This is a genomic window from Myxococcus sp. CA005 (genome assembly GCF_006518205.1).
Taxonomy (GTDB): Bacteria; Myxococcota; Myxococcia; order Myxococcales; family Myxococcaceae; genus Myxococcus; species Myxococcus xanthus.
Genome location: NZ_SRLV01000001.1, coordinates 81,854 through 99,714, shown reverse-complemented (window position 1 = coordinate 99,714; position 17,861 = coordinate 81,854). Strand labels below are relative to the sequence as shown.

Here is a 17,861-nt window from a genome sequence, read left to right as displayed (position 1 = left end):
GTCGCGACGCGACACGACCGCAACAGAACGACGAAGCCTGTTCCCCTCCGAAGCCGTTCATTCCGTTCCGGAACGAAGCGGGGGCATGGGCGTCGAACGGAATCGAACATTCACATTGAATCATCCGAAACCCGATTTTCCCCGGAGGGCACGCGGCGCATCATGAGCGGAATGAGCCACCACGAACGCGAGCGGTTGGCGACGGCCTACGCGGCGACGCGCTACATCATCCGGCCCCATTCCAGCACGGGTGGTGTCGAGCAAATCCTGCGGGCGGGCGCCTTGCACCCGGCGCTGGACGCAACGCTTGCGGCGCGCGGCCACCGCGAGTGGGCCTTCCTGACGGCGTGGAATCCCGGCTCGCAGTGGCGGAGCGGCGAGGAGAACCGCCGCGCGCAGGAGCGCATGGTCGCGCAGCTCGTCGCCGGGGGTTGGGGGGCCGCCCCCGCGCTGGGCGAGGCGGATGACGGCAGTTGGTGCGAGCAGAGCCTCTTCGTCCCCGGGCTTCCCCGCGAGGAGGCCGGACGCTTCGGCCGCGCCTACGGAAAGGTCGCCGTGCTCGTGGGACGCACGGGAGGCCAGGCGGAGCTGCTGTTCTGCGAGGAAGCCCGCGCCTCACCCGCCCCGTGAAGCACGCGGACAGAGTGCCCCCGCGCCGCCCGTGAGGACCGGGGCCGCGGGGCGACGTCCACGCTCAGGGAATGGGGCCTCGGGGCTGCCCCGCCGCCGGCACGGGGCCGCTGCCGCCCAGGGCGGAGTCCCCCGGATTCTCCGGGATGACTTCCAGCTCGCGGGCATTGACGACCCTCCGCGCCAGCTCATCGAACTCGACCTCCAGCACGCGGCCGGGTCGGTCCGCGAGGCCAAAGCGGATGCGCCAGAAGTTGGGGCGGATCTCCACCGCCTCCCCGGCCTCGGCCAGCACCAATGAGTTGTTGCGGGCGTATTCCTCGCCGGCCTGGACCACGTCCCGAGCGCCCAGCTCCGTCTGCACGGCGGCCGAGCTGGGAGGGGCGGGGGGGCGGCCGGTGGGCCCCGTCGCGCAGGCCATGGAGGCCAGGATGGCGCCGGGCAAGAGGAACCGGGGGACGATGCGAAATCGGATCGGCGGCATATGCCCATGGTGAGCACGCCGCGTGCCACCCGCAGGCAGGGAAGCCGGAAACGTCCAGTGCAGGACCTGCGTCCGGCGCGGCGCCCGTGTGGCACCCCGCCGGGAGGAGCACCCCGCCCCGGCATGCGTCCGGGGCGGGAAGGGCCCTACTTCGCCGGAGCGGGCGTCGGGGCGATGACGCGCTGCTTCTCCACCACCTCGTCGATGAGGCCGTACTGCCGCGCGTCCTCGGCGCTCATGAAGTAGTCGCGCTCGGTGTCCTTCTCGATGCGCTCGATGGTGTGCCCCGTGTGCTTCACGATGAGGCCGTTGATGTAGCTGCGCAGGCGGAGGATTTCCTTGGCCTGGATGTCGATGTCCGTGGCCTGGCCCTGCGCGCCGCCCAGCGGCTGGTGAATCATGATGCGGCTGTTGGGCAGGGCGTAGCGCTTGCCCTTCGCCCCCGCCAGCAGCAGTAGCGCGCCCATGGAGGCCGCCTGCCCCACACAGATGGTGGACACCGGACACTTCACGTACTGCATGGTGTCGTAGATGGCGAGGCCCGCCGTCACGGAGCCACCCGGCGAGTTGATGTAGAGGTTGATGCCCTTGTCCGGGTCCTCCGACTCCAGGAAGAGGAGCTGGGCAACGATGATGTTGGCCACGTCGTCATTGACAGGCGTGCCCAGCATGATGATGCGGTCCTTGAGGAGCCGGCTGTACAGGTCGTACGCCCGCTCTCCGCGGTGCGTGGTCTCGATGACGAAGGGGACGTTCATGACGCCCCTACCCTAATCGCCCTTCCGCCGCCGTGCCCGTCCCTTCTTCCTGGAGCGTACGCTGCCCCACGCTTCGACGCCGGAGCCCCCTTGCTCCCCTGGTGACCTACCCCTTGTGGCCCGTCATGTCCTCCGGGCGGACCCACTGGTCGAACTGCTCGGGGGTGACGAGCCCCAGCGCCACGGCCGTCTCCTTGAGCGTCGTGCCGTCCCTGTGGGCCGTCTTGGCGATTTTCGCCGCGTTGTCGTAGCCGATGTGGGGGTTGAGCGCCGTGACGAGCATCAGGCTGCGCTCCAGGTTCTCCTGGATGCGGGGCCGGTTGGGCTCGATGCCCACCGCGCAGTGCAGGCGGAAGCTGCGCATGCCATCCGCCAGCAACCGGCAGCTCTGGAGCAGGTTGTGGGCGATGAGCGGCTTGAAGACGTTGAGCTGGAAGTTGCCGGACGCCCCACCCACGGTGACGGCGACGTCGTTCCCCATCACCTGGGCGCACAGCATGGTGAGCGCCTCGCTCTGGGTGGGGTTCACCTTGCCCGGCATGATGGAGCTGCCCGGCTCGTTCTCCGGGATGGTGATTTCCGCCAGCCCCGAGCGCGGCCCCGAGGACAGCCAGCGCACGTCGTTGGCCACCTTGAAGAGCACCGCCGCCAGCCCCTTCAGCGCCCCGTGCGCCTGCACCAGCGCGTCGTTGGCGGCCAGCGCCTCGAACTTGTTGGGCGCGGTGACGAAGGGGTGGCCGGTGAGCTGGGCCAGCTCCTGCGCCACCCGCTCGGCATAGCCCTTGGGGGCGTTGAGGCCGGTGCCCACCGCCGTGCCGCCCAGGGCCAGCTCCAGAAGATGCGGCAGGGTGCGCTCCAGGTGGCCCTTCGCGTGGTCCAACTGCGCCACGAAGCCGCCGACCTCCTGCCCCAGCGTCAGGGGCGTGGCGTCCTGCAGGTGGGTGCGGCCCACCTTCACCACGTCATGGAAGGCGCGGGCCTTCTGCGCGAGCACGTCGCGCAGCGCCTTCAGCTCCGGCAGCACGTGCTCGGTGATGGCGGCCACGGCGGCCACGCTCATCGCGGTGGGGAAGACGTCGTTGGAGCTCTGCCCCTTGTTGACGTCGTCGTTGGGGTGGACCTTGCGGCGCTCGCCGCGCTCGCCGCCCAGCAGCTCCGAGGCGCGGTTGGCGAGCACCTCGTTCGTGTTCATGTTCGTCTGCGTCCCGCTGCCCGTCTGCCAGACGCTCAAGGGGAACTCCGCGTCGTGCTGGCCGGCCAGCACCTCGTCCGCGGCCCGGATGATGGCCTCGCCCTTCTCCTTCGCCAGCGAGCCGTTCTCCACGTTCACCCGCGCGGCGGCCTTCTTCACCAGCACCAGGGCGCGGATGAGGGCCAGCGGCATGCGCTCGGTGGAGATGGCGAAGTTCTGGAGGCTGCGCTGCGTCTGCGCGCCCCACAGCCGGTCGGCGGGGACGTCGATGGGACCGAAGGTGTCTTTCTCGGTACGGACGTTCTTCGTGCTCACGCGCGGGGCTCCTCGGAAAGAAGGGTGGGCCCCATCGAATAACAGGCCGGAGCCTTCAGGCACGGCTCCGGCGTGACTTTCTCCGTTGGACGCTGAGCACTACACCCGACGCTCGACGCGGGGCGTGCGCTCCGAATTGCCCAGGCCGGACAGCCAGTTGTACGTGCGCCGCAGGGGCGCGGTGCCCGTCGCCGACGGCGGCGTGAAGGCCCACAGCAGCAGGTACACCATCAGCGCGGTGCCCCCGGACACCGCCAGCGCCACCACGAAGCCCACGCGAATCAGCGCCGCGTCCACGCCCAGCTCCCGTCCCAGCGCCGCGCACACCCCGGTCAGCAGCCGCCCATCCACGCCCCGGTGCATGGGCTCCGTGCGCGCGCCGCAGCGCGGGCACCTCCGGACCTCCAGGCTCACTTCCTCGGTGCAGGTGGCGCAGCGTCTCTTGGCGTCCATCACATCTCCCTTCTGGGGCCGCTCCCACTTGGCGTCCGTGGCCCTCATTCCTACCTACGCGCCCTGGCGCACCCCATTGCACACGCCCTGGGGACGATTCGCTGATTTACAGATTTAACACGCCGGCTGTTGACACAGTTACAGGCAAGCAGGCAAAGATTCACTCCGCACTTCCTTTTTGCCCTCGCAGGACTCATTTTCCGAGCCGTTCCAGTAGATTTACAACGCACCTAGCCAAAGGAGCTCAGATGTCGGACCAAGCCCCCTCTGTGAAACCCCCGGCGTTCGGACCGGGAGTGGTGGTGAAGGGGACCTGGCACCCCGACTACGCCGAGGTCCTCACGCCCGAGGCCCTGGAATTCGTGGCGAAGCTGGCCCGCAACTTCGGCGAGCGCCGGCTGGCCCTGCTGGAGCGCCGCAAGACGGTGCAGGCGGCCTGGAGCAAGGGAGCGCGGCCCCACTTCCTGCCGGAGACGAAGGCCGTCCGGGAGGGCGACTGGACGGTGGCTCCCCTGCCCGCCGACCTTCAGGACCGCCGCGTGGAGATCACCGGCCCGGTGGACCGGAAGATGGTCATCAACGCGCTGAACTCCGGGGCGAATGTCTTCATGGCGGACTTCGAGGACGCCAACAGCCCCACCTGGGACAACGTGGTGCGCGGGCAAATCAACCTGCGCGACGCCGTGCGCGGCACCATCTCCTTCACGGCGGAGAACGGGAAGCACTACGCCCTCAACCCGAAGCGCGCCGTGCTCTTCGTGCGCCCCCGCGGCTGGCACCTGCCGGAGCGGCACATCGAAATCGACGGCAAGCCCATCTCCGGCTCGCTGCTCGATTTCGGGCTCTTCTTCTTCCACAACGCCCGTGAGCAACTGGCCCGCGGCACCGGCCCCTACTTCTACCTGCCGAAGATGCAGAGCCACCTGGAGGCCCGGCTGTGGAACGACGTGTTCCACCTGGCCCAAGCGGAGCTGGGCATCCCGCGCGGCACCATCAAGGCCACTGTCCTCATCGAGACGCTGCCCGCCGCGTTCGAGATGGACGAAATCCTCTACGAGCTGCGCGAGCACTCCGCCGGCCTCAACTGCGGCCGCTGGGACTACATCTTCAGCTTCATCAAGACGCTCCAGTCGGACACCCGCGTGGTGCTGCCCGACCGCGGCCAGGTGACGATGGACAAGGCGTTCCTCAACGCCTACTCGCAACTGCTCATCCAGACCTGCCACCGCCGCAACGTGCACGCCATGGGCGGCATGGCGGCCTTCATCCCCATCAAGGGGGACGCGGCGGCCAACGACGCCGTCATGGACAAGGTCCGCGCGGACAAGCTGCGCGAGGTGAAGAACGGCCACGACGGGACGTGGGTGGCGCACCCCGGCCTCGTTGAAATCGCGCGCGACATCTTCGACTCGCACATGAAGGGCCCCAACCAGCTCTCCAACAAGCGCGAGGACGTGAAGATTGGCGAGGCGGAGCTGCTCAAGGTGCCGTCCGGCACGCGCACCGAGGAAGGCCTGCGCCACAACATCCGCGTGGGCATCCAGTACACCGCCGCGTGGCTGGGCGGCCTGGGCTGCGTGCCGCTCTACAACCTGATGGAGGACGCGGCCACCGCCGAAATCTCACGCGCCCAGGTATGGCAGTGGATCCACCACGGCGCCTCCCTGGAGGACGGCCGCAAGGTGACGCTCACCCTCTTCCGCGACGCGCTGGGCGAGGAGATGGGCCGCCTCGAGAAGGAAGGCGCCAAGGAGCGCTACGGCGCCGCCCACCTGGAGCGCGCACGCGTCCTCTTCGAGCAGCTCTCCACCGCCGGCACCTTCGAGGACTTCCTCACCCTGCCGGCCTACGACGCCTTGGAAGCCCAACGCTGAACCTTTCTGAATCTCGCAGCAGCAACCCATCACTTTTACCGTAGCGAGGAGCCCACGATGTACGACGCCACGCCGACGACCGCCGATACCTCCCCTCACGCCAAGCTCCACGCTCAGCGTTTCGAGGGCATCAAGCGCAACTACACCCCGAAGGACGTGGAGAAGCTCCGCGGCTCCATCACCGTCAGCCACACGCTGGCGGAGCTGGGCGCCAAGAAGCTCTGGGAGCTGCTCCACACCGAGGACTACATCAACGCGCTCGGCTCGCTCACCGGCAACCAGGCCGTGCAGATGGTGCGCGCGGGCCTGAAGGCCATCTACCTGTCCGGCTGGCAGGTGGCGGCGGACGCGAACTCCGCCGGGCAGATGTACCCGGACCAGAGCCTCTACCCGGTGGACAGCGTCCCCACCGTGGTCCGCAAAATCAACAACGCCCTGCGCCGCGCGGACCAGATTGACCACGCCGAAGGCCGCAAGGACCGCTACTGGTTCGCGCCCATCATCGCCGACGCCGAGGCCGGCTTCGGTGGCCCGCTCAACGCCTTCGAGCTGATGAAGGGCATGATTGAAGCGGGCGCCGCGGGCGTGCACTTCGAGGACCAGCTGGCCAGCGAGAAGAAGTGCGGCCACATGGGCGGCAAGGTGCTGGTGCCCACCAGCCACTTCATCCGCACCCTCAACGCGGCCCGGCTCGCGGCGGACGTCATGGGCGTGCCCACCCTGCTGGTGGCGCGCACGGACGCGGACAGCGCCAAGCTGCTGATGAGCGACGCGGACGAGTACGACCACGCCTTCATCGACAAGAAGTCCGGCCGCACCCCGGAAGGCTTCTACCGCCTCAACGGCGGCCTGGACTGCGCCATCGCCCGCGGCCTGGCGTACGCGCCGTACGCGGACCTGGTGTGGTGCGAGACGAGCACCCCGGACCTGGCCCAGGCGAAGAAGTTCGCCGAGTCCATCCGCGCGAAGTACCCGAACAAGCTTTTGGCCTACAACTGCTCGCCGTCCTTCAACTGGAAGAAGAACCTGGACGACGCCACCATCGCGAAGTTCCAGCGCGAGCTGGGCGCCATGGGCTACAAGTTCCAGTTCGTCACCCTGGCCGGCTTCCACGCGCTCAACTTCGGGATGTACGAGCTGGCGCGGAAGTACAAGGACCGTGGCATGGCGGCCTACAGCGAGCTGCAGCAGGCCGAGTTCGCGGCGGAGAAGGACGGCTACACCGCCACCCGCCACCAGCGCGAGGTGGGCACCGGCTACTTCGACCAGGTGGCCGAGGCCATCTGCGGCGGCAACGCCAGCACGCTCGCCCTGACGGAGTCCACCGAGGCCCACCAGTTCTAGGCAACGGCGCCTCCTGAAGTCCCAAGAAGGCCGCGGCTGACGGGGAGCACGCCCGTAAGTCCGCGGCCTTCGGGCGTTTTCGGCCTTCCGCGCAACTTCGCCGGCGGCCGGGCGATAATGGGGTTTCGAGAGGTCCGACACGTGCGTGGTGCGCGTCCCGGGCCGAGACGGAGGCGCCATGACCCGCATCAACTCCTTCACCGGTCCGATGATTCAGCCCGCCACCACGCAGGCGCAGGCCCGCGCCGCGAGCACGAGCTTTGGCGCGCTGGTGAACCCGATGGCCCCTGCCAACCGGCCTGGGGACCCGCTGATGGTATCGGGGGGCGCGGTGGTCGCCTCGGCGCTCGCCTCGGTGGGCAGCTCGCCGAACAACGGCATCCTGAACTCCTACCTGTCCGCCGTGGGCCGCGGGCCCATCTCCGAGGACGGCTCGCGGGGCTCGGTGTCCCAGGCTCCGGCCGGCTCGGAGCAGGCGCAGCAGGAGCAGGTCCTGATGGAGCTGGCGGAGATGTCCGCCGCGACGCTGTCGAACTCCATCCTGCACATGGGCAACAAGATGAAGGTGGACCTCGACCGGGAGTAAGGGTCACCCCTTCTTCTTGTCGCTCTCCGCGTTGTAGGCGTCGCGCTGGCCTCGTTGCAGCTCGGGGCCCTTGCGCCACGGCACGTCGACGTCGGTGCGCTGACCGCCGTTGTGCTCGGAGACGTCGTTGAGGAACTCGGCGCGCCCCTCGGCGGGGACGCGCTCGCCGTCTTCCTCGGGGTCCTTCTGCTTCTTCGGATCCAGCGGGATGCCCGCGCTGCGCTTGAGGTAGTCCTTGGGGTCCATGTCTCCAAAGTGGAGACGCCCACCGTCCGCGAGCAGGGGCGGACAGGCGGGCGGGCCCGCGCAGGCTCAGTTGAGGTACTTGGGCCGGGGCGGCTCGGCGGGCTGCTGCTTCATCATCTCCAGGCCCTGCCGGGTGAGGACGAAGCGGACGACGCCGGAGCCCCGCTCGGTCTCGATCTCCGCCTCGAAGGCCGGCCCGGCGATGCCGCCGAAGGACACGTCCTTGCGCAGGTTCACCACCCGGCCGCTCACCATGTCCCCGGCCACTTCCTTGGCGCCCTCACCGCGCTGGTGGAGCTCATAGGCCACCTGGTGCAGCGTCATCGCCAGCGAGGGCGACAGCGGCTGGTTGCTGAAGAGGACGGAGATGAGGAGCCAGTAGGGAGGTGCCTGGTCGGTGGACATCGCGCCCCCATCCTAAGCGCCTGGCGGAGCGGAGGCCCGTGGAAGTGACGGGCCCCCTTGCGAGCGCCTAGCGGGTGGGCAGCTCACGGAAGGTGATGCCCTCCAGCTCCAAGCGCTGCACCGCCTCCTTGAACCGCTCGGTGCCCACCATCACGGTCGCGAAATTGCCCACGCGGAAAACGTCGCGGTCCGTGGGCAGCGAGGCCGCGTCGAGGATGGGCTCGTCGGGCAACGTGAGTTTGAATCGGCCGCAGACGTCACACGGTGGAGGCAACTCCGGCGGATAGCAGTCCGGGTGCAGTTGTCCTCGAGGTTCGAGCTGAAGCTCCAAGAGCTCCGGCGGGTCCTTCTGCCGAAAGCGCAGCTCCGTCTTGCAGCCCACGAGGCCACGCACACCTTCCACCTGGAGCCGTTACAGCGCTTCCCGGCGAACCACCAGCAACATGCTCCCTTGCGTTTCGAAGTCGGCGAATCGTCCCGAGGCAGTTCCAACCAGCGGGCCGAACAATGTCCCTGGAGGCAGCAGCGCGCCTGGCGGAGCCAAGGGGCGGACCAACTCACGCAGCCTCACGAACTCCTCGAATGGCTCGGGCCGGGCCTTCAGGAATTCGAACTGCGCAGGCAGGTTCGACAAATCGACAGCGGGGTACTGATGGCCCGAGGAGGCCCAGGTCACCCCACAGCCAGGGCACCCCGCCAGCCCAGGCAGTCCCCACTTGTGCGCGGCGTTGAAGCTCCCGTTGATTCGGGGCCACATCGCGCTGTCCTGGGAGAGTTCAAACACACGAAGGGTCATGTTCCGGGCCTGGAATAGTACGGCCGAATCGGCCCACCAAGCAGCTCGAAGCGGTAGATCAACTCCCCGGCGTGTTTGAAAATCTCTTCAGGACTCGCCCCACTGTTCCGCCGCATGTACGCGCGCCAGGCTTCGTTCCAGGCACCACCGGCTCCCGCACCACCGGGAATGCGTCGATGGAGCTCTCGCGGTATCGGCATCGTGTAGTCGTGAATCTTGACGCCCCGCTGCGTGAACCATTGGGCAAGCTCTGGTGCCTGGGGAAAGATGTGGTGCTTCTCCCAGCGTCCGGGCGGCAGCCGATGTGACGGCGGGATGACTCGCCCAGGCGCACCACCCCAACTGGGGAACACCATGACAGCGCCCCGAGGCAACTGCTGGCCGAGGCCCCAGTTTCGCCGGGGACCTCGGCCAGGCGCCGCGGCAGCCACGGGTGGACGGGCGGGCGGAAAGCGCGCCAGCTCCACCTCCCCCGGCAGGTCCGTGCAACGGTAGAAGCCACACGCGTCGCCCAGACACAGCAAGGACACACACTGGTCCTCGTGCGGAGTCCAGCACTCCAGTTCCGCGTCATCCCAGGCCTGCTGCATGGGCGGCTTGACCGAGGTGGAACACCCCAGCCAAAGCACAGCAAGCACCGGAAGCATTCGGAGCAGACAGGTTCGCATTCCGCGAATCCTAGACTTCAGGTCTGTCTTGCCCGTTCCGCGCTGCCCTTACCCCGCGCGCGGGCGACGGCGTGAGGCAATGCCCTCGGCGAGCGCGACCTGCTGCTTCCAGTGCCCATACAGGCGCCCCTGCGAGGCCAGCCGGTCCAGCTTGCGCTGTGTCGCCTCATCCACCGACCCGGGCGGCGCATCGCGGAAGGGCGTCCCCGGCAGCGGCATGAATGTATGCCCATGCACGCGCGCGCCCAGGCCCGCCAACTTCTCCATCAGCGCCACCGTGGCATCCACGTCCTCGGGCTCCTCGCCGGGCAGCCCGAGGATGAAGTCCACGTTGGGCACGAAGCCACACTCCACCGCGATGCGGGTGGCGCGCACCACCGTCTCCACGTCGTGCCCCCGGCGGGTGCTCTGGAGGATGCGCTCGGAGCCGGACTGGCCGCCGATGATGAGGTTGTCGTTGTGGACGTAGCGCTTGAGCAACTCCAGCGCCTCGGGCGTGACGTGCTCGGGGCGGACCTCCGACGGGAAGGTGCCGTAGTAGACGCGCCCATCGGGCGCCATGGCCTCCTTCACCGCGGCGAGCAGCGCCTCCACCGCGTCCAGGTTCACCGACTCGTCGGCGGTGCCGTAGGACATGGAGGTGGGCGTGATGAAGCGGATGTCTCTCCGCCCCGAGCGCCGCAGCTCCCGCGCCCAGTGCGCCACGTTGGCCACGGAGCGGTGGCGAAAGCGCGCCTTGCTCATGAACGGCGTCTGGCAGAAGCGACACGCGTAGATGCAGCCGCGCGTAATCTCGATGGCGCCGTACTGCCCGTTGCGCGCCGCGAAGGGCGGGAAGTCGTCCAGTTGCACGCCCTCCCCCCGGCCGTGCTGCACCAGCTTCCCATCCTTCAGATACGCGACGCCGTGCGTCTCACGCGGCACCTCGCCGCGCAGCACCCGGCCGAGCAAGGCGCGCAGGGAGTACTCACCCTCGCCCACCGCCACCAGGTCGAAGCCCGCCTGAAGCGTCTGGAGCGTCTCCGCCGTGGCGTGCACACCGCCGGCGATGCACAGCACGTCCCGTCCCTCCAACCGCTCACGCACCCATGCCAGCTCCTCCGCCGCCGGGGCGAAGCTGGCCGAGTAAAAAGACCACGCCGCCACCACCGTGTCTCCGGCGTCCACGCGCTCGCGAATCGTGTCCAGCAGCGTCTCGCGGCTGCGCGGAAAGTGCAGCGTCACGTCCGCCAGCGCCGGGTCCGACTCCACGGCGCCCGCCAGCACGGTGAAGGCGTACTTACCTGGGTACTGGTAGCTCAGGACGAGCGAAACACGGCGAGATGGCTGCATGCTGGAAGCGCTTTATGCCACAGGGCCGGCGGCGCAGGCACACGGGCAGGCCGCCGGGCCCGCCGCGTGCGCCTTTGGCCAGTCAGGGAGAAGGCACCAGCGAGAGGGCCAGCGTGTTGAATGCAGGGAACTCCATGACGTCTGGAGGAACCCGCCCGTCCGGCACAGCCATGCGCACCACCACCAGGTCCTGCTCTGGCACCACCAGCAGGAGTTGCCCGAAGGAGCCTCGCGCGGAGTAACCCCGGGGCGCGCCCTCCACGTGCGTGCGCAACGGGATGCGGGCGCTCTTCTCCATGAACGCCATGACGCCCTTCATCCCGCCGAGCCGCTCGGAGAGCACCTGCATGAAGTCCCCGGCGGGAATCGGCTTGTCCACCACGTCCCGCAGGCGAGACAACGACGCCTCGGGCATGCCGTTGCGACGCGCCTCGTTCACCATGTCCTGGCCCAGCACGCGGAACGCCTTGTCGTAGACGAGCCACCACAACAAGCCCGCCGTGGGGGTGTGGGCCTGAGATGCCGCGGCGGTACATTCCTGAATCCAGGCCTCGCTCAGGATGCGCTGGCCCTGCCAGACGCCTCGCTGAAGCATCAACTGGCCCACCTTGGCGAAGTCCACGGGGTGCAGGCGCAGGCCGGACATGCCCAGCGGATTGCCGGACGGGTCCTTCTGCCAGAACACGTCACGGATGCCGAGCGGCTCGAAGAGGCGCCGCATGAGATAGGCGTCCAGTTTCTCGCCTGAGGCGCGCTCCACCACGCCCGCGAGCAGGTTGGTGGCCTTGTTGTTGTAGAAGAACTGGCTGCCCGGCACGTCCACCACGTGGCTGTCCAGCGCGTAGCGGACGAAGTCCCGCGACTCGTAGATGTCCATCGCGTGGGCGTTCGCCGCCAGCCCCGAGGTGTGGCTGAGCAGGTGCCGAAGCGTGACCTTCCCCTTGAGGCCGTCCTTCCACTCCGGGAAGAAGGTGGAGACAGGCGCGTCGACGGAGGGAATGCGGCCCTCATCGATGAGCAGCCCGATGGCCAGCGCCACCACGCCCTTGGTGGCGGACATGGACTCGATGCGCTGCGTCTCGCCGCCGAAGTACCACTCCCCCACCAACTTGCCGTGGCGGAGCACCACCAGGGCCGACGAGCCCGATTCTTCGGCCGCCTTCACGAAGGCCGCGAGCGCCGGCTCCGACAGCCCCGCCTCGGCGGGCGTCGCCTTCTCCAGCCCCGCCCCGACGTTGCCCTCCGCGCGCGCCTTCAGTGCGTTCTCTCTCGCCCGCGCCACCAGCGCGTCGTAACCCGGCATCCGCCGCAACGGCTCCAGGGACTTGTCGTGCAGCAGATCGCCCGGCGAGCCCATCCCCCGCTCGACGGCGCGCTCCAGCCACTGGAAGGCCGCGGCGTCGTCGCCCACGCCCAACGAGGCGTAAGCGGCAAGCCATGCCACCTCGTCCGTCTGGCGGCCGCCCTCCCACAGCCGCTGCATCTCCGAGAGCGCGGCGTCGAAGCGCCCGGCCTCCATCGCCCTGCCAGCCCGCTGCAACGCCTCGCGGAGCTGGGACTCAGGGTCTGCTGGCGCCGGCTGCACGGCAGAGACTGGAGACGAAGCGGGCGCGGCCACGGGTTGCGTGTGGGCACAGGCCAGCAAGGTACAGAGCGGGAGGTAGAGACTGTGTCGCATGGGCGTTCCCCGGGGGCGGACCTGCTCGAACTACGCACCGGAAGCGCCGATATTGCATGGCCCGCACGCCATGACGAAGCGGCATCAATCCCCTGCGAGGGCACTGGCGCCGGGCCGGAGAGGGACGAGGCATGCGGCCGCCACTCGAGCGCCCGCGCCATCAAACGGCGCGGGGCCGCCGCTGGCCGCCCGGGTTCCATCGAGTCCCGGACGGCAGCGGTGGCTTTCTGCGCGGCGTCGTGCAAGTCCAGTGTCATCAACAGCAACCGGCTTGCGCGGGCAGCGCGTACGCTGAAGGGATTATCAGCTCGACGAACCGATCTTGAGGAAGGGGTCGAAGTAGAAGTACTGGACGTTCGCTCCGTCCTTCGTCAGCGCGAACACCACTCCGTACTCGAGCAAACCGCTCACGAGCTTACTGGCATTGAACGTGATGTACGGAACGAAGGTGGGCGTCCAGCCCGCCCGGAGTTGCTGGTCGATGAGCGGCTCGTTGGGCCAGTTGCTCCAGGAGGGGGGCGTCTGGGTCCACTTCGGGCTATCGCCGACGAAACCGATGAAGTCCGGAATAGGGCCCAGATCCAAATCGAAGTTGGGGATGTCGATGGGCCGCTTCGTGGCGTCATTCATGATCGCGTCCGAGACCGGAGCGCCGTTGAACGCATGCACGATGATGCCATTGGGCGCGAGCCCCACGGTCGAGGCGTAGTTCGCCTCTTGGATGTAGATGCGGACGCTCTCCCCACTCGGGACGGGCACCGCATAGTCGGGGTCATTTTGGTTGGGATGGGGGTTGTCGTTCACGAGGAACGTCTGATGGCTAACCGCGACCGCGGTACTGACGGAGGATCCCCCCGTGGGAAGCTTGGTGGAATCAATCAGGAAGCTGATCTTTACCATGTCGAACCAATCCCTTCGTGTGGCTGCTGTGTGTCGTTGCTGAACCCTCACATCGGGCTCACGGCAAGGAGTCCATCCCGCCTGAGGACCACCAAAGCAACGCACATGCCATCGACTACCCAACCATTGCCTCCTCTGAAGCTCGCATCGAGCCTGGAATTGCACCCTGCGACTGACACGTCAGTTCCAATCACCGACGCGCCACGTCTTCCATGCAATTCATTACCCCCAAGCGCTTGGATCTACCCCAATCCCAGACGCAATCCACCCCTATTCCAGCCACAGCACATGGAATCGTTTGGATGCATGGACCCGCCGCATCAGGTCGCCACCTCCCACCGCGAGGCCAGGCAGCGCCACGACGCGGGCCGTGACGGGCGAGTCCGCACCCGACAGGCCCCTTTCAGACCTGTCAGGTCATTGGCCTTGCTGCTCACGAGCAGAGGACCGGCACGGAGCGCGGCTGACACGTCAGACGCACTCCGAGTCCGTCAGAAATGAGGCTGGATTTCACGCCTGGAGTAGCGCTCCACCGGCCGCCTCGGCTTCGATACGGCGAAGCATGAGACGTATCACGTCGGGTTCATGGCTCGAACGAGAGCGGCGCACCGCTTCGGAGCCGGACGGACCTTCCCGGGCGAGCCGACCTCGCCCGTGGGTGCGAGCGCTCCGGACACGTGGAGCGCGCCGCGTCTCTCACTTTTTCCCACGATGGCGCGCGAGCCCGAGGGCCCGCGCGCCCCGGGAGGCTCAGCCCTTGCGGCGGCGGTAGCCCGCCAGGCCCATCAGCCCCAGCAGCGCGAAGGCCGCCGCGGAGCCACCGGTGCTGCTGCACCCCGACTGTGCCGCGGCGCCCTCATCCGAGGAGATGCCTCCAGGCGGGGGCACGTTCGGCCCAGGCTCCGTGCCCGCGTCCCAGGCTGGCGTCCCCGCGTCCGCCTCCGGCTGCGGGCCCGGCTCCTCGGCCCCACCCGCGTCCACGGGGTCTGGGTCCACGCGGCCCGCGTCCTCGGGCGAGCCGGCGTCCATGGGCGAGCCCGCATCCATCGGCGTCCCCGCGTCCACGGGTGGCGGCTCCGGCTTCTGCTCGAGCACGTCCGACAGCGCCGTCGCCTGGATGAAGCCGTCGTGGTAGACGACGCCCACCGGCTTCACGGTGTCACTCCGGTAGAGGCCGAGCTTCAGGTAGTTGCGCTGCCCCGAGTACATCGTCATCGCGCCGCGCTTGGGCAGCACCAGTTCCTTGTTGTGCCACAGCTCGACGAAGCCAACCTTCGGGTCGGACGACCACTTCGCGTGCAGGATGAACTCGTGCCACACGCCTCGGGTGAGCTTCGTGCGCCAGGGAATCTCGCTGGTGCCGGGGAGCGACAGCCGGATTTCCTCCCCCTTCACGTAGAACTCCACCGGCGGCGAACCACAGCATCCGTCGTGGTGCCACTGGGTGAAGAGCTGCCAGGTGTCCACGCTGGGGAAGTCGTTCGCGAACATCACCTTCCAGCGGTAGTAGTACTCCGAGCCCACCGGCTCGTTGCTGATGTAGACCAGCTCGTTGCGATTCCCGCTGGCGTTGATGGGGTCGTCGCCCTGATGCACCGTCGCCTTCAGCGCGTATTTGCCCTCGGCCACGGGTGACGTCACCACCTGCAGCCGGTCCGCGTTCACCATCTGCGCGCGGGAGTACTGCGAGCGGTCCCCCGTCTCGAAGTCCCCCCGCCACACGACGCCTGCCATGGCGAGCCCGGGGACGCACCACATCACAAGCCATCCGGGGATAAAGGCTCTCAAAACACATCCTCGCAAAGGTTTGGAATGCAACAACCGGCACACGGTACCGCAAACCATTCACTGCTTCATTCCCCCGCGAAATCCTTCCCGCTGGGCCGGCAAGTGGGCAGGCGGGCATGCAAGGCCTTGGATGTTTCACGCCATGTTTCACGTCGAGCGCAGGGCGGCTGACACACTCCGGGCGTCCTGGCAAGCCGACAGCAACACGTCGCGTCATCAACACGCCGGACAACCTTCAAGCTGACTGGCGGCAGGTGTGGGGTATAGTCCGCACTTTCCGGCGCTCCGTTCCGGGGGCGCCCCGAGTGTCCCAATGCTTGTCCTGCGTGACGTCCAGAAGACCGACCTGCCCGGGCTCAAAAGGCTCGCGGCCGTGCTGAACACGGTGAACCTGCCGAACAACGAGGAAACGCTGTCGGCCATCGTGGACACGTCGGTGAAGAGCTTCGCGGGCAAGGTGAAGAACCCCTTCGAGCGCGAGTACCTCTTCGTGCTCGAAGACGTGCGCAACAGCCTCATCATCGGCACGTCGATGATCATCGCGCAGCACGGCACCTATGAGGCTCCGCACATCTATTACGAGGTGAGCGAGCGCGAGCACTACTCCGCGTCCCTCTCCCGTCACCTTCGCCACAAGGTCCTCTCCATCGCCTACAACTACGAGGGCCCCACCGAGGTGGGCGGCCTCGTCGTGGACCCGCCCTACCGCGCCACGCCGGACAAGCCCGGCAAGCAGCTGTCCTACGGGCGCTTCCTCTTCATCGCCATGCACCGGCGGCTCTTCCGCCCTCGCGTGCTGGCGGAGCTGCTGCCGCCGCTGCTGCCGGACGGCCGCAGCCTCTTGTGGGAGGCCTGCGGCAAGAAGTTCACCGGCCTCACCTACCAGGAGGCGGACCGCCTCAGCCGGCAGAACAAGGAGTTCATCAAGGAGCTCTTCCCCGCCTCGGACATCTACGCGTCGCTCTTCCCCGCGCGCGTACAGAAGGTCCTGGGCGAGGTGGGCCCGCAGACGCGCGGCGTGCAGCGCATGCTGGAGCGCATCGGCTTCAAGTACATGGAGCGCATCGACCCGTTCGACGGCGGTCCCCACTTCGAGGCCGACACCGCCGACATCTCCCTGGTGCGCAAGTTCCGTACGCTCAAGGTGGCGGAGGAGGACTTCGACCTGGAGGGGGATGACGTCCTCGTCGCGGCGGAGAATGACTCCGGCCGCAACCGTTTCCGCGCCGTGCGCTGCCAGGCCCGGCTGGAGAACACCCAGGCCTTCCTGCCCGCGCGAGCCAAGGAGGTCCTGGACATCCAGGCCGGCGCGAAGGTGTCCATCATCCCCTTCGAATAACCCACTGCCTCACGGCCGGCGCACCACCCGGTGCGCCCCGCGCAGCAGCGACAGCCAGCGCGCCCCCGCCTCCAGCGCGGGGCCCTGCGCCTCCGCCAGGGCGATGGGCAGGTGCGTCTGCGGTGACACCTCGTCCAGGGACGTCGGGTCCAAATCCAACGTCCCGCCCTTCGACAGCGCCACGCGCACCCAGGCGTGGGGGCGCGCCGGCCCGCCGTCCACCACCAGCAGCCCGTGCACCAGCGCCACCTTCACGCCCCGAGCACGGGCCCCCGCCGCGAAGCGCAGCGCGTGCGCCAGGCACCCGCCCGCCTCGCCCTCGCCGTCCTCGCTCCAGTCCGCACCACCGGGCGTCTTCTCCGGGAAGGCCGCGTGGACCTCGGCAGCCAGCGCCCGCGCCGCCGCCGCATTCCACGGCGTCAGCCCCGCCGGCCGCGCTGGAACGTCGAGCGGCGGCTCCAGCGACAGCGCGCCTCGGGCCCCCTCCACGGGCAGTCCGTCCGCGAAAAGCTCGGGAGGCGCGCGCAGCCGCTCCCCAGGCGCGGCCACGGTGAAGCGCGAGTCGCCCACCTCCAGCGCCTCCATCTGGCCGTCCGCCCCATAGCGGGCCTGGAAGGCCGTCCCCAACAACGTTCCCTCCACGCGCCGGTCCTCCACGCGGGTGACGCAGTGTGGGCCCTCGCGGCCCGTCAGCTCCTCCCGCCCCACGACACACCCCACGGCGGGCACGCCCTTCCAGAGCCACAGCGCCTGCGGCACCGCCGGCGAGCCACGCACCCGCCCCTGGGCATCCACCGCCAGGGACTGCTCCCGGCGGCGCGCTCCCGCCTTTCCGGCGCGGGTGTGCAGGTGCTGGCTGACGTAGGTAAAACGGCCCGGCTCCAGCTTCAGCGTCACCGTGCCTACCGGCACGCCGCGCCAGGCGAAGACGTAACGCGTGGAATCCGCCTGGGACGCGGGTGGCGCGCCAGCGCTACCAGGATTCTCTGGCTTTACCGGGAGCGTCAGCAGCAGCAGGGCAAGCAGGGTGGCCACGGCCCCAGTGTGCGGCGTTTTGAGGACCGGCGCGAGAA

The 17,861-nt window shown here is 68.5% G+C and carries 17 protein-coding genes and 1 pseudogene; 5 read left to right on the top strand and 13 right to left on the bottom strand.

Annotation, left to right across the window (positions count from 1 at the left end; translation table 11 throughout):
• Window positions 1-162 precede the first annotated feature (162 nt).
• The gene (locus FMQ63_RS00415; protein WP_225909554.1) at window positions 163-630 is read left to right on the top strand and encodes a DUF3293 domain-containing protein; all 468 of its coding nucleotides are present in this window, start codon (window positions 163-165) and stop codon (window positions 628-630) included.
• Between the two features lie 64 nt (window positions 631-694).
• On the opposite strand, the gene FMQ63_RS00410 is transcribed toward FMQ63_RS00415, so the two are convergent.
• From FMQ63_RS00410 to FMQ63_RS00395, 4 genes are all read right to left on the bottom strand, one after another.
• Window positions 695-1,114, bottom strand: coding sequence for a hypothetical protein (locus FMQ63_RS00410; protein ID WP_011556369.1), 420 nt, complete (start codon window positions 1,112-1,114; stop codon window positions 695-697).
• A 146-nt stretch (window positions 1,115-1,260) separates the two neighbouring features.
• Window positions 1,261-1,872: an ATP-dependent Clp endopeptidase proteolytic subunit ClpP gene (clpP, locus tag FMQ63_RS00405; RefSeq protein ID WP_011556370.1), complete on the bottom strand. Its 612-nt coding sequence runs from the start codon at window positions 1,870-1,872 to the stop codon at window positions 1,261-1,263.
• Between the two features lie 106 nt (window positions 1,873-1,978).
• Window positions 1,979-3,379 (bottom strand): class II fumarate hydratase, encoded by a 1,401-nt coding sequence (gene fumC, locus FMQ63_RS00400; protein ID WP_011556371.1) that lies wholly within the window; start codon window positions 3,377-3,379, stop codon window positions 1,979-1,981.
• A 99-nt stretch (window positions 3,380-3,478) separates the two neighbouring features.
• Window positions 3,479-3,832, bottom strand: a complete 354-nt coding sequence (locus FMQ63_RS00395) for a PspC domain-containing protein (RefSeq protein WP_043611863.1) — start codon at window positions 3,830-3,832, stop codon at window positions 3,479-3,481.
• A gap of 248 nt (window positions 3,833-4,080) precedes the next feature.
• On the opposite strand from FMQ63_RS00395, the gene aceB reads away from it, so the two are divergent.
• The 3 genes from aceB (at window position 4,081) to FMQ63_RS00380 (ending at window position 7,636) form a co-directional block, all read left to right on the top strand.
• Window positions 4,081-5,706, top strand: coding sequence for a malate synthase A (aceB, locus tag FMQ63_RS00390; RefSeq protein ID WP_011556373.1), 1,626 nt, complete (start codon window positions 4,081-4,083; stop codon window positions 5,704-5,706).
• 57 nt (window positions 5,707-5,763) lie between these two features.
• Window positions 5,764-7,050: an isocitrate lyase gene (aceA, locus tag FMQ63_RS00385; protein ID WP_011556374.1), complete on the top strand. Its 1,287-nt coding sequence runs from the start codon at window positions 5,764-5,766 to the stop codon at window positions 7,048-7,050.
• A 178-nt stretch (window positions 7,051-7,228) separates the two neighbouring features.
• Window positions 7,229-7,636, top strand: coding sequence for a hypothetical protein (locus FMQ63_RS00380; RefSeq protein ID WP_026113851.1), 408 nt, complete (start codon window positions 7,229-7,231; stop codon window positions 7,634-7,636).
• A gap of 3 nt (window positions 7,637-7,639) precedes the next feature.
• On the opposite strand, the gene FMQ63_RS00375 is transcribed toward FMQ63_RS00380, so the two are convergent.
• From FMQ63_RS00375 to FMQ63_RS00340, 8 genes and pseudogenes are all read right to left on the bottom strand, one after another.
• A complete protein-coding gene (locus tag FMQ63_RS00375) occupies window positions 7,640-7,882 on the bottom strand; it encodes a hypothetical protein (RefSeq protein WP_011556376.1) in 243 nt (80 codons plus the stop codon).
• Between the two features lie 66 nt (window positions 7,883-7,948).
• On the bottom strand, window positions 7,949-8,287 hold the full coding sequence (locus tag FMQ63_RS00370; RefSeq protein WP_011556377.1) for a hypothetical protein: 339 nt from the start codon (window positions 8,285-8,287) through the stop codon (window positions 7,949-7,951).
• A 67-nt stretch (window positions 8,288-8,354) separates the two neighbouring features.
• Window positions 8,355-9,083: pseudogene (locus tag FMQ63_RS00365) on the bottom strand (double-CXXCG motif protein).
• Window positions 9,080-9,751 (bottom strand): TIGR02269 family lipoprotein, encoded by a 672-nt coding sequence (locus FMQ63_RS00360; RefSeq protein WP_011556380.1) that lies wholly within the window; start codon window positions 9,749-9,751, stop codon window positions 9,080-9,082. The pseudogene FMQ63_RS00365 and the gene FMQ63_RS00360 overlap by 4 nt, the downstream one beginning before the upstream one ends.
• Before the next feature lie 48 nt (window positions 9,752-9,799).
• Window positions 9,800-11,083, bottom strand: coding sequence for a TIGR04013 family B12-binding domain/radical SAM domain-containing protein (locus FMQ63_RS00355; protein WP_011556381.1), 1,284 nt, complete (start codon window positions 11,081-11,083; stop codon window positions 9,800-9,802).
• 82 nt (window positions 11,084-11,165) lie between these two features.
• Entirely contained in the window at window positions 11,166-12,761 is a 1,596-nt protein-coding gene (locus tag FMQ63_RS00350) for a serine hydrolase (RefSeq protein WP_011556382.1), read from the bottom strand.
• A gap of 303 nt (window positions 12,762-13,064) precedes the next feature.
• Window positions 13,065-13,661: a hypothetical protein gene (locus tag FMQ63_RS00345; protein ID WP_225888201.1), complete on the bottom strand. Its 597-nt coding sequence runs from the start codon at window positions 13,659-13,661 to the stop codon at window positions 13,065-13,067.
• Window positions 13,662-14,411: 750 nt separating this feature from the next.
• A complete protein-coding gene (locus tag FMQ63_RS00340) occupies window positions 14,412-15,506 on the bottom strand; it encodes a heparin lyase I family protein (protein WP_011556384.1) in 1,095 nt (364 codons plus the stop codon).
• A 256-nt stretch (window positions 15,507-15,762) separates the two neighbouring features.
• Here FMQ63_RS00340 and FMQ63_RS00335 point away from each other — a divergent pair, with 256 nt between their 5' ends.
• Window positions 15,763-16,788 (top strand): arginine N-succinyltransferase, encoded by a 1,026-nt coding sequence (locus tag FMQ63_RS00335; RefSeq protein WP_011556385.1) that lies wholly within the window; start codon window positions 15,763-15,765, stop codon window positions 16,786-16,788.
• Between the two features lie 9 nt (window positions 16,789-16,797).
• Here the strand turns inward: FMQ63_RS00335 and FMQ63_RS00330 are convergent, their stop codons facing one another.
• Entirely contained in the window at window positions 16,798-17,823 is a 1,026-nt protein-coding gene (locus FMQ63_RS00330) for a lasso peptide biosynthesis protein (protein WP_011556386.1), read from the bottom strand.
• Window positions 17,824-17,861 lie beyond the last annotated feature (38 nt).

Bases quoted from the DNA above. Each gene is read 5' to 3' on its own strand.
- FMQ63_RS00415 (WP_225909554.1), top strand. From the start codon at position 163: ATGAGCGGAATGAGCCACCACGAACGCGAGCGGTTGGCGACGGCCTAC.
- FMQ63_RS00410 (WP_011556369.1), bottom strand. From the start codon at position 1,114: ATGCCGCCGATCCGATTTCGCATCGTCCCCCGGTTCCTCTTGCCCGGC.
- clpP (WP_011556370.1), bottom strand. From the start codon at position 1,872: ATGAACGTCCCCTTCGTCATCGAGACCACGCACCGCGGAGAGCGGGCG.
- FMQ63_RS00395 (WP_043611863.1), bottom strand. From the start codon at position 3,832: ATGGACGCCAAGAGACGCTGCGCCACCTGCACCGAGGAAGTGAGCCTG.
- aceB (WP_011556373.1), top strand. From the start codon at position 4,081: ATGTCGGACCAAGCCCCCTCTGTGAAACCCCCGGCGTTCGGACCGGGA.
- aceA (WP_011556374.1), top strand. From the start codon at position 5,764: ATGTACGACGCCACGCCGACGACCGCCGATACCTCCCCTCACGCCAAG.
- FMQ63_RS00380 (WP_026113851.1), top strand. From the start codon at position 7,229: ATGACCCGCATCAACTCCTTCACCGGTCCGATGATTCAGCCCGCCACC.
- FMQ63_RS00375 (WP_011556376.1), bottom strand. From the start codon at position 7,882: ATGGACCCCAAGGACTACCTCAAGCGCAGCGCGGGCATCCCGCTGGAT.
- FMQ63_RS00370 (WP_011556377.1), bottom strand. From the start codon at position 8,287: ATGTCCACCGACCAGGCACCTCCCTACTGGCTCCTCATCTCCGTCCTC.
- FMQ63_RS00360 (WP_011556380.1), bottom strand. From the start codon at position 9,751: ATGCGAACCTGTCTGCTCCGAATGCTTCCGGTGCTTGCTGTGCTTTGG.
- FMQ63_RS00355 (WP_011556381.1), bottom strand. From the start codon at position 11,083: ATGCAGCCATCTCGCCGTGTTTCGCTCGTCCTGAGCTACCAGTACCCA.
- FMQ63_RS00350 (WP_011556382.1), bottom strand. From the start codon at position 12,761: ATGCGACACAGTCTCTACCTCCCGCTCTGTACCTTGCTGGCCTGTGCC.
- FMQ63_RS00345 (WP_225888201.1), bottom strand. From the start codon at position 13,661: ATGGTAAAGATCAGCTTCCTGATTGATTCCACCAAGCTTCCCACGGGG.
- FMQ63_RS00340 (WP_011556384.1), bottom strand. From the start codon at position 15,506: ATGGTTTGCGGTACCGTGTGCCGGTTGTTGCATTCCAAACCTTTGCGA.
- FMQ63_RS00335 (WP_011556385.1), top strand. From the start codon at position 15,763: ATGCTTGTCCTGCGTGACGTCCAGAAGACCGACCTGCCCGGGCTCAAA.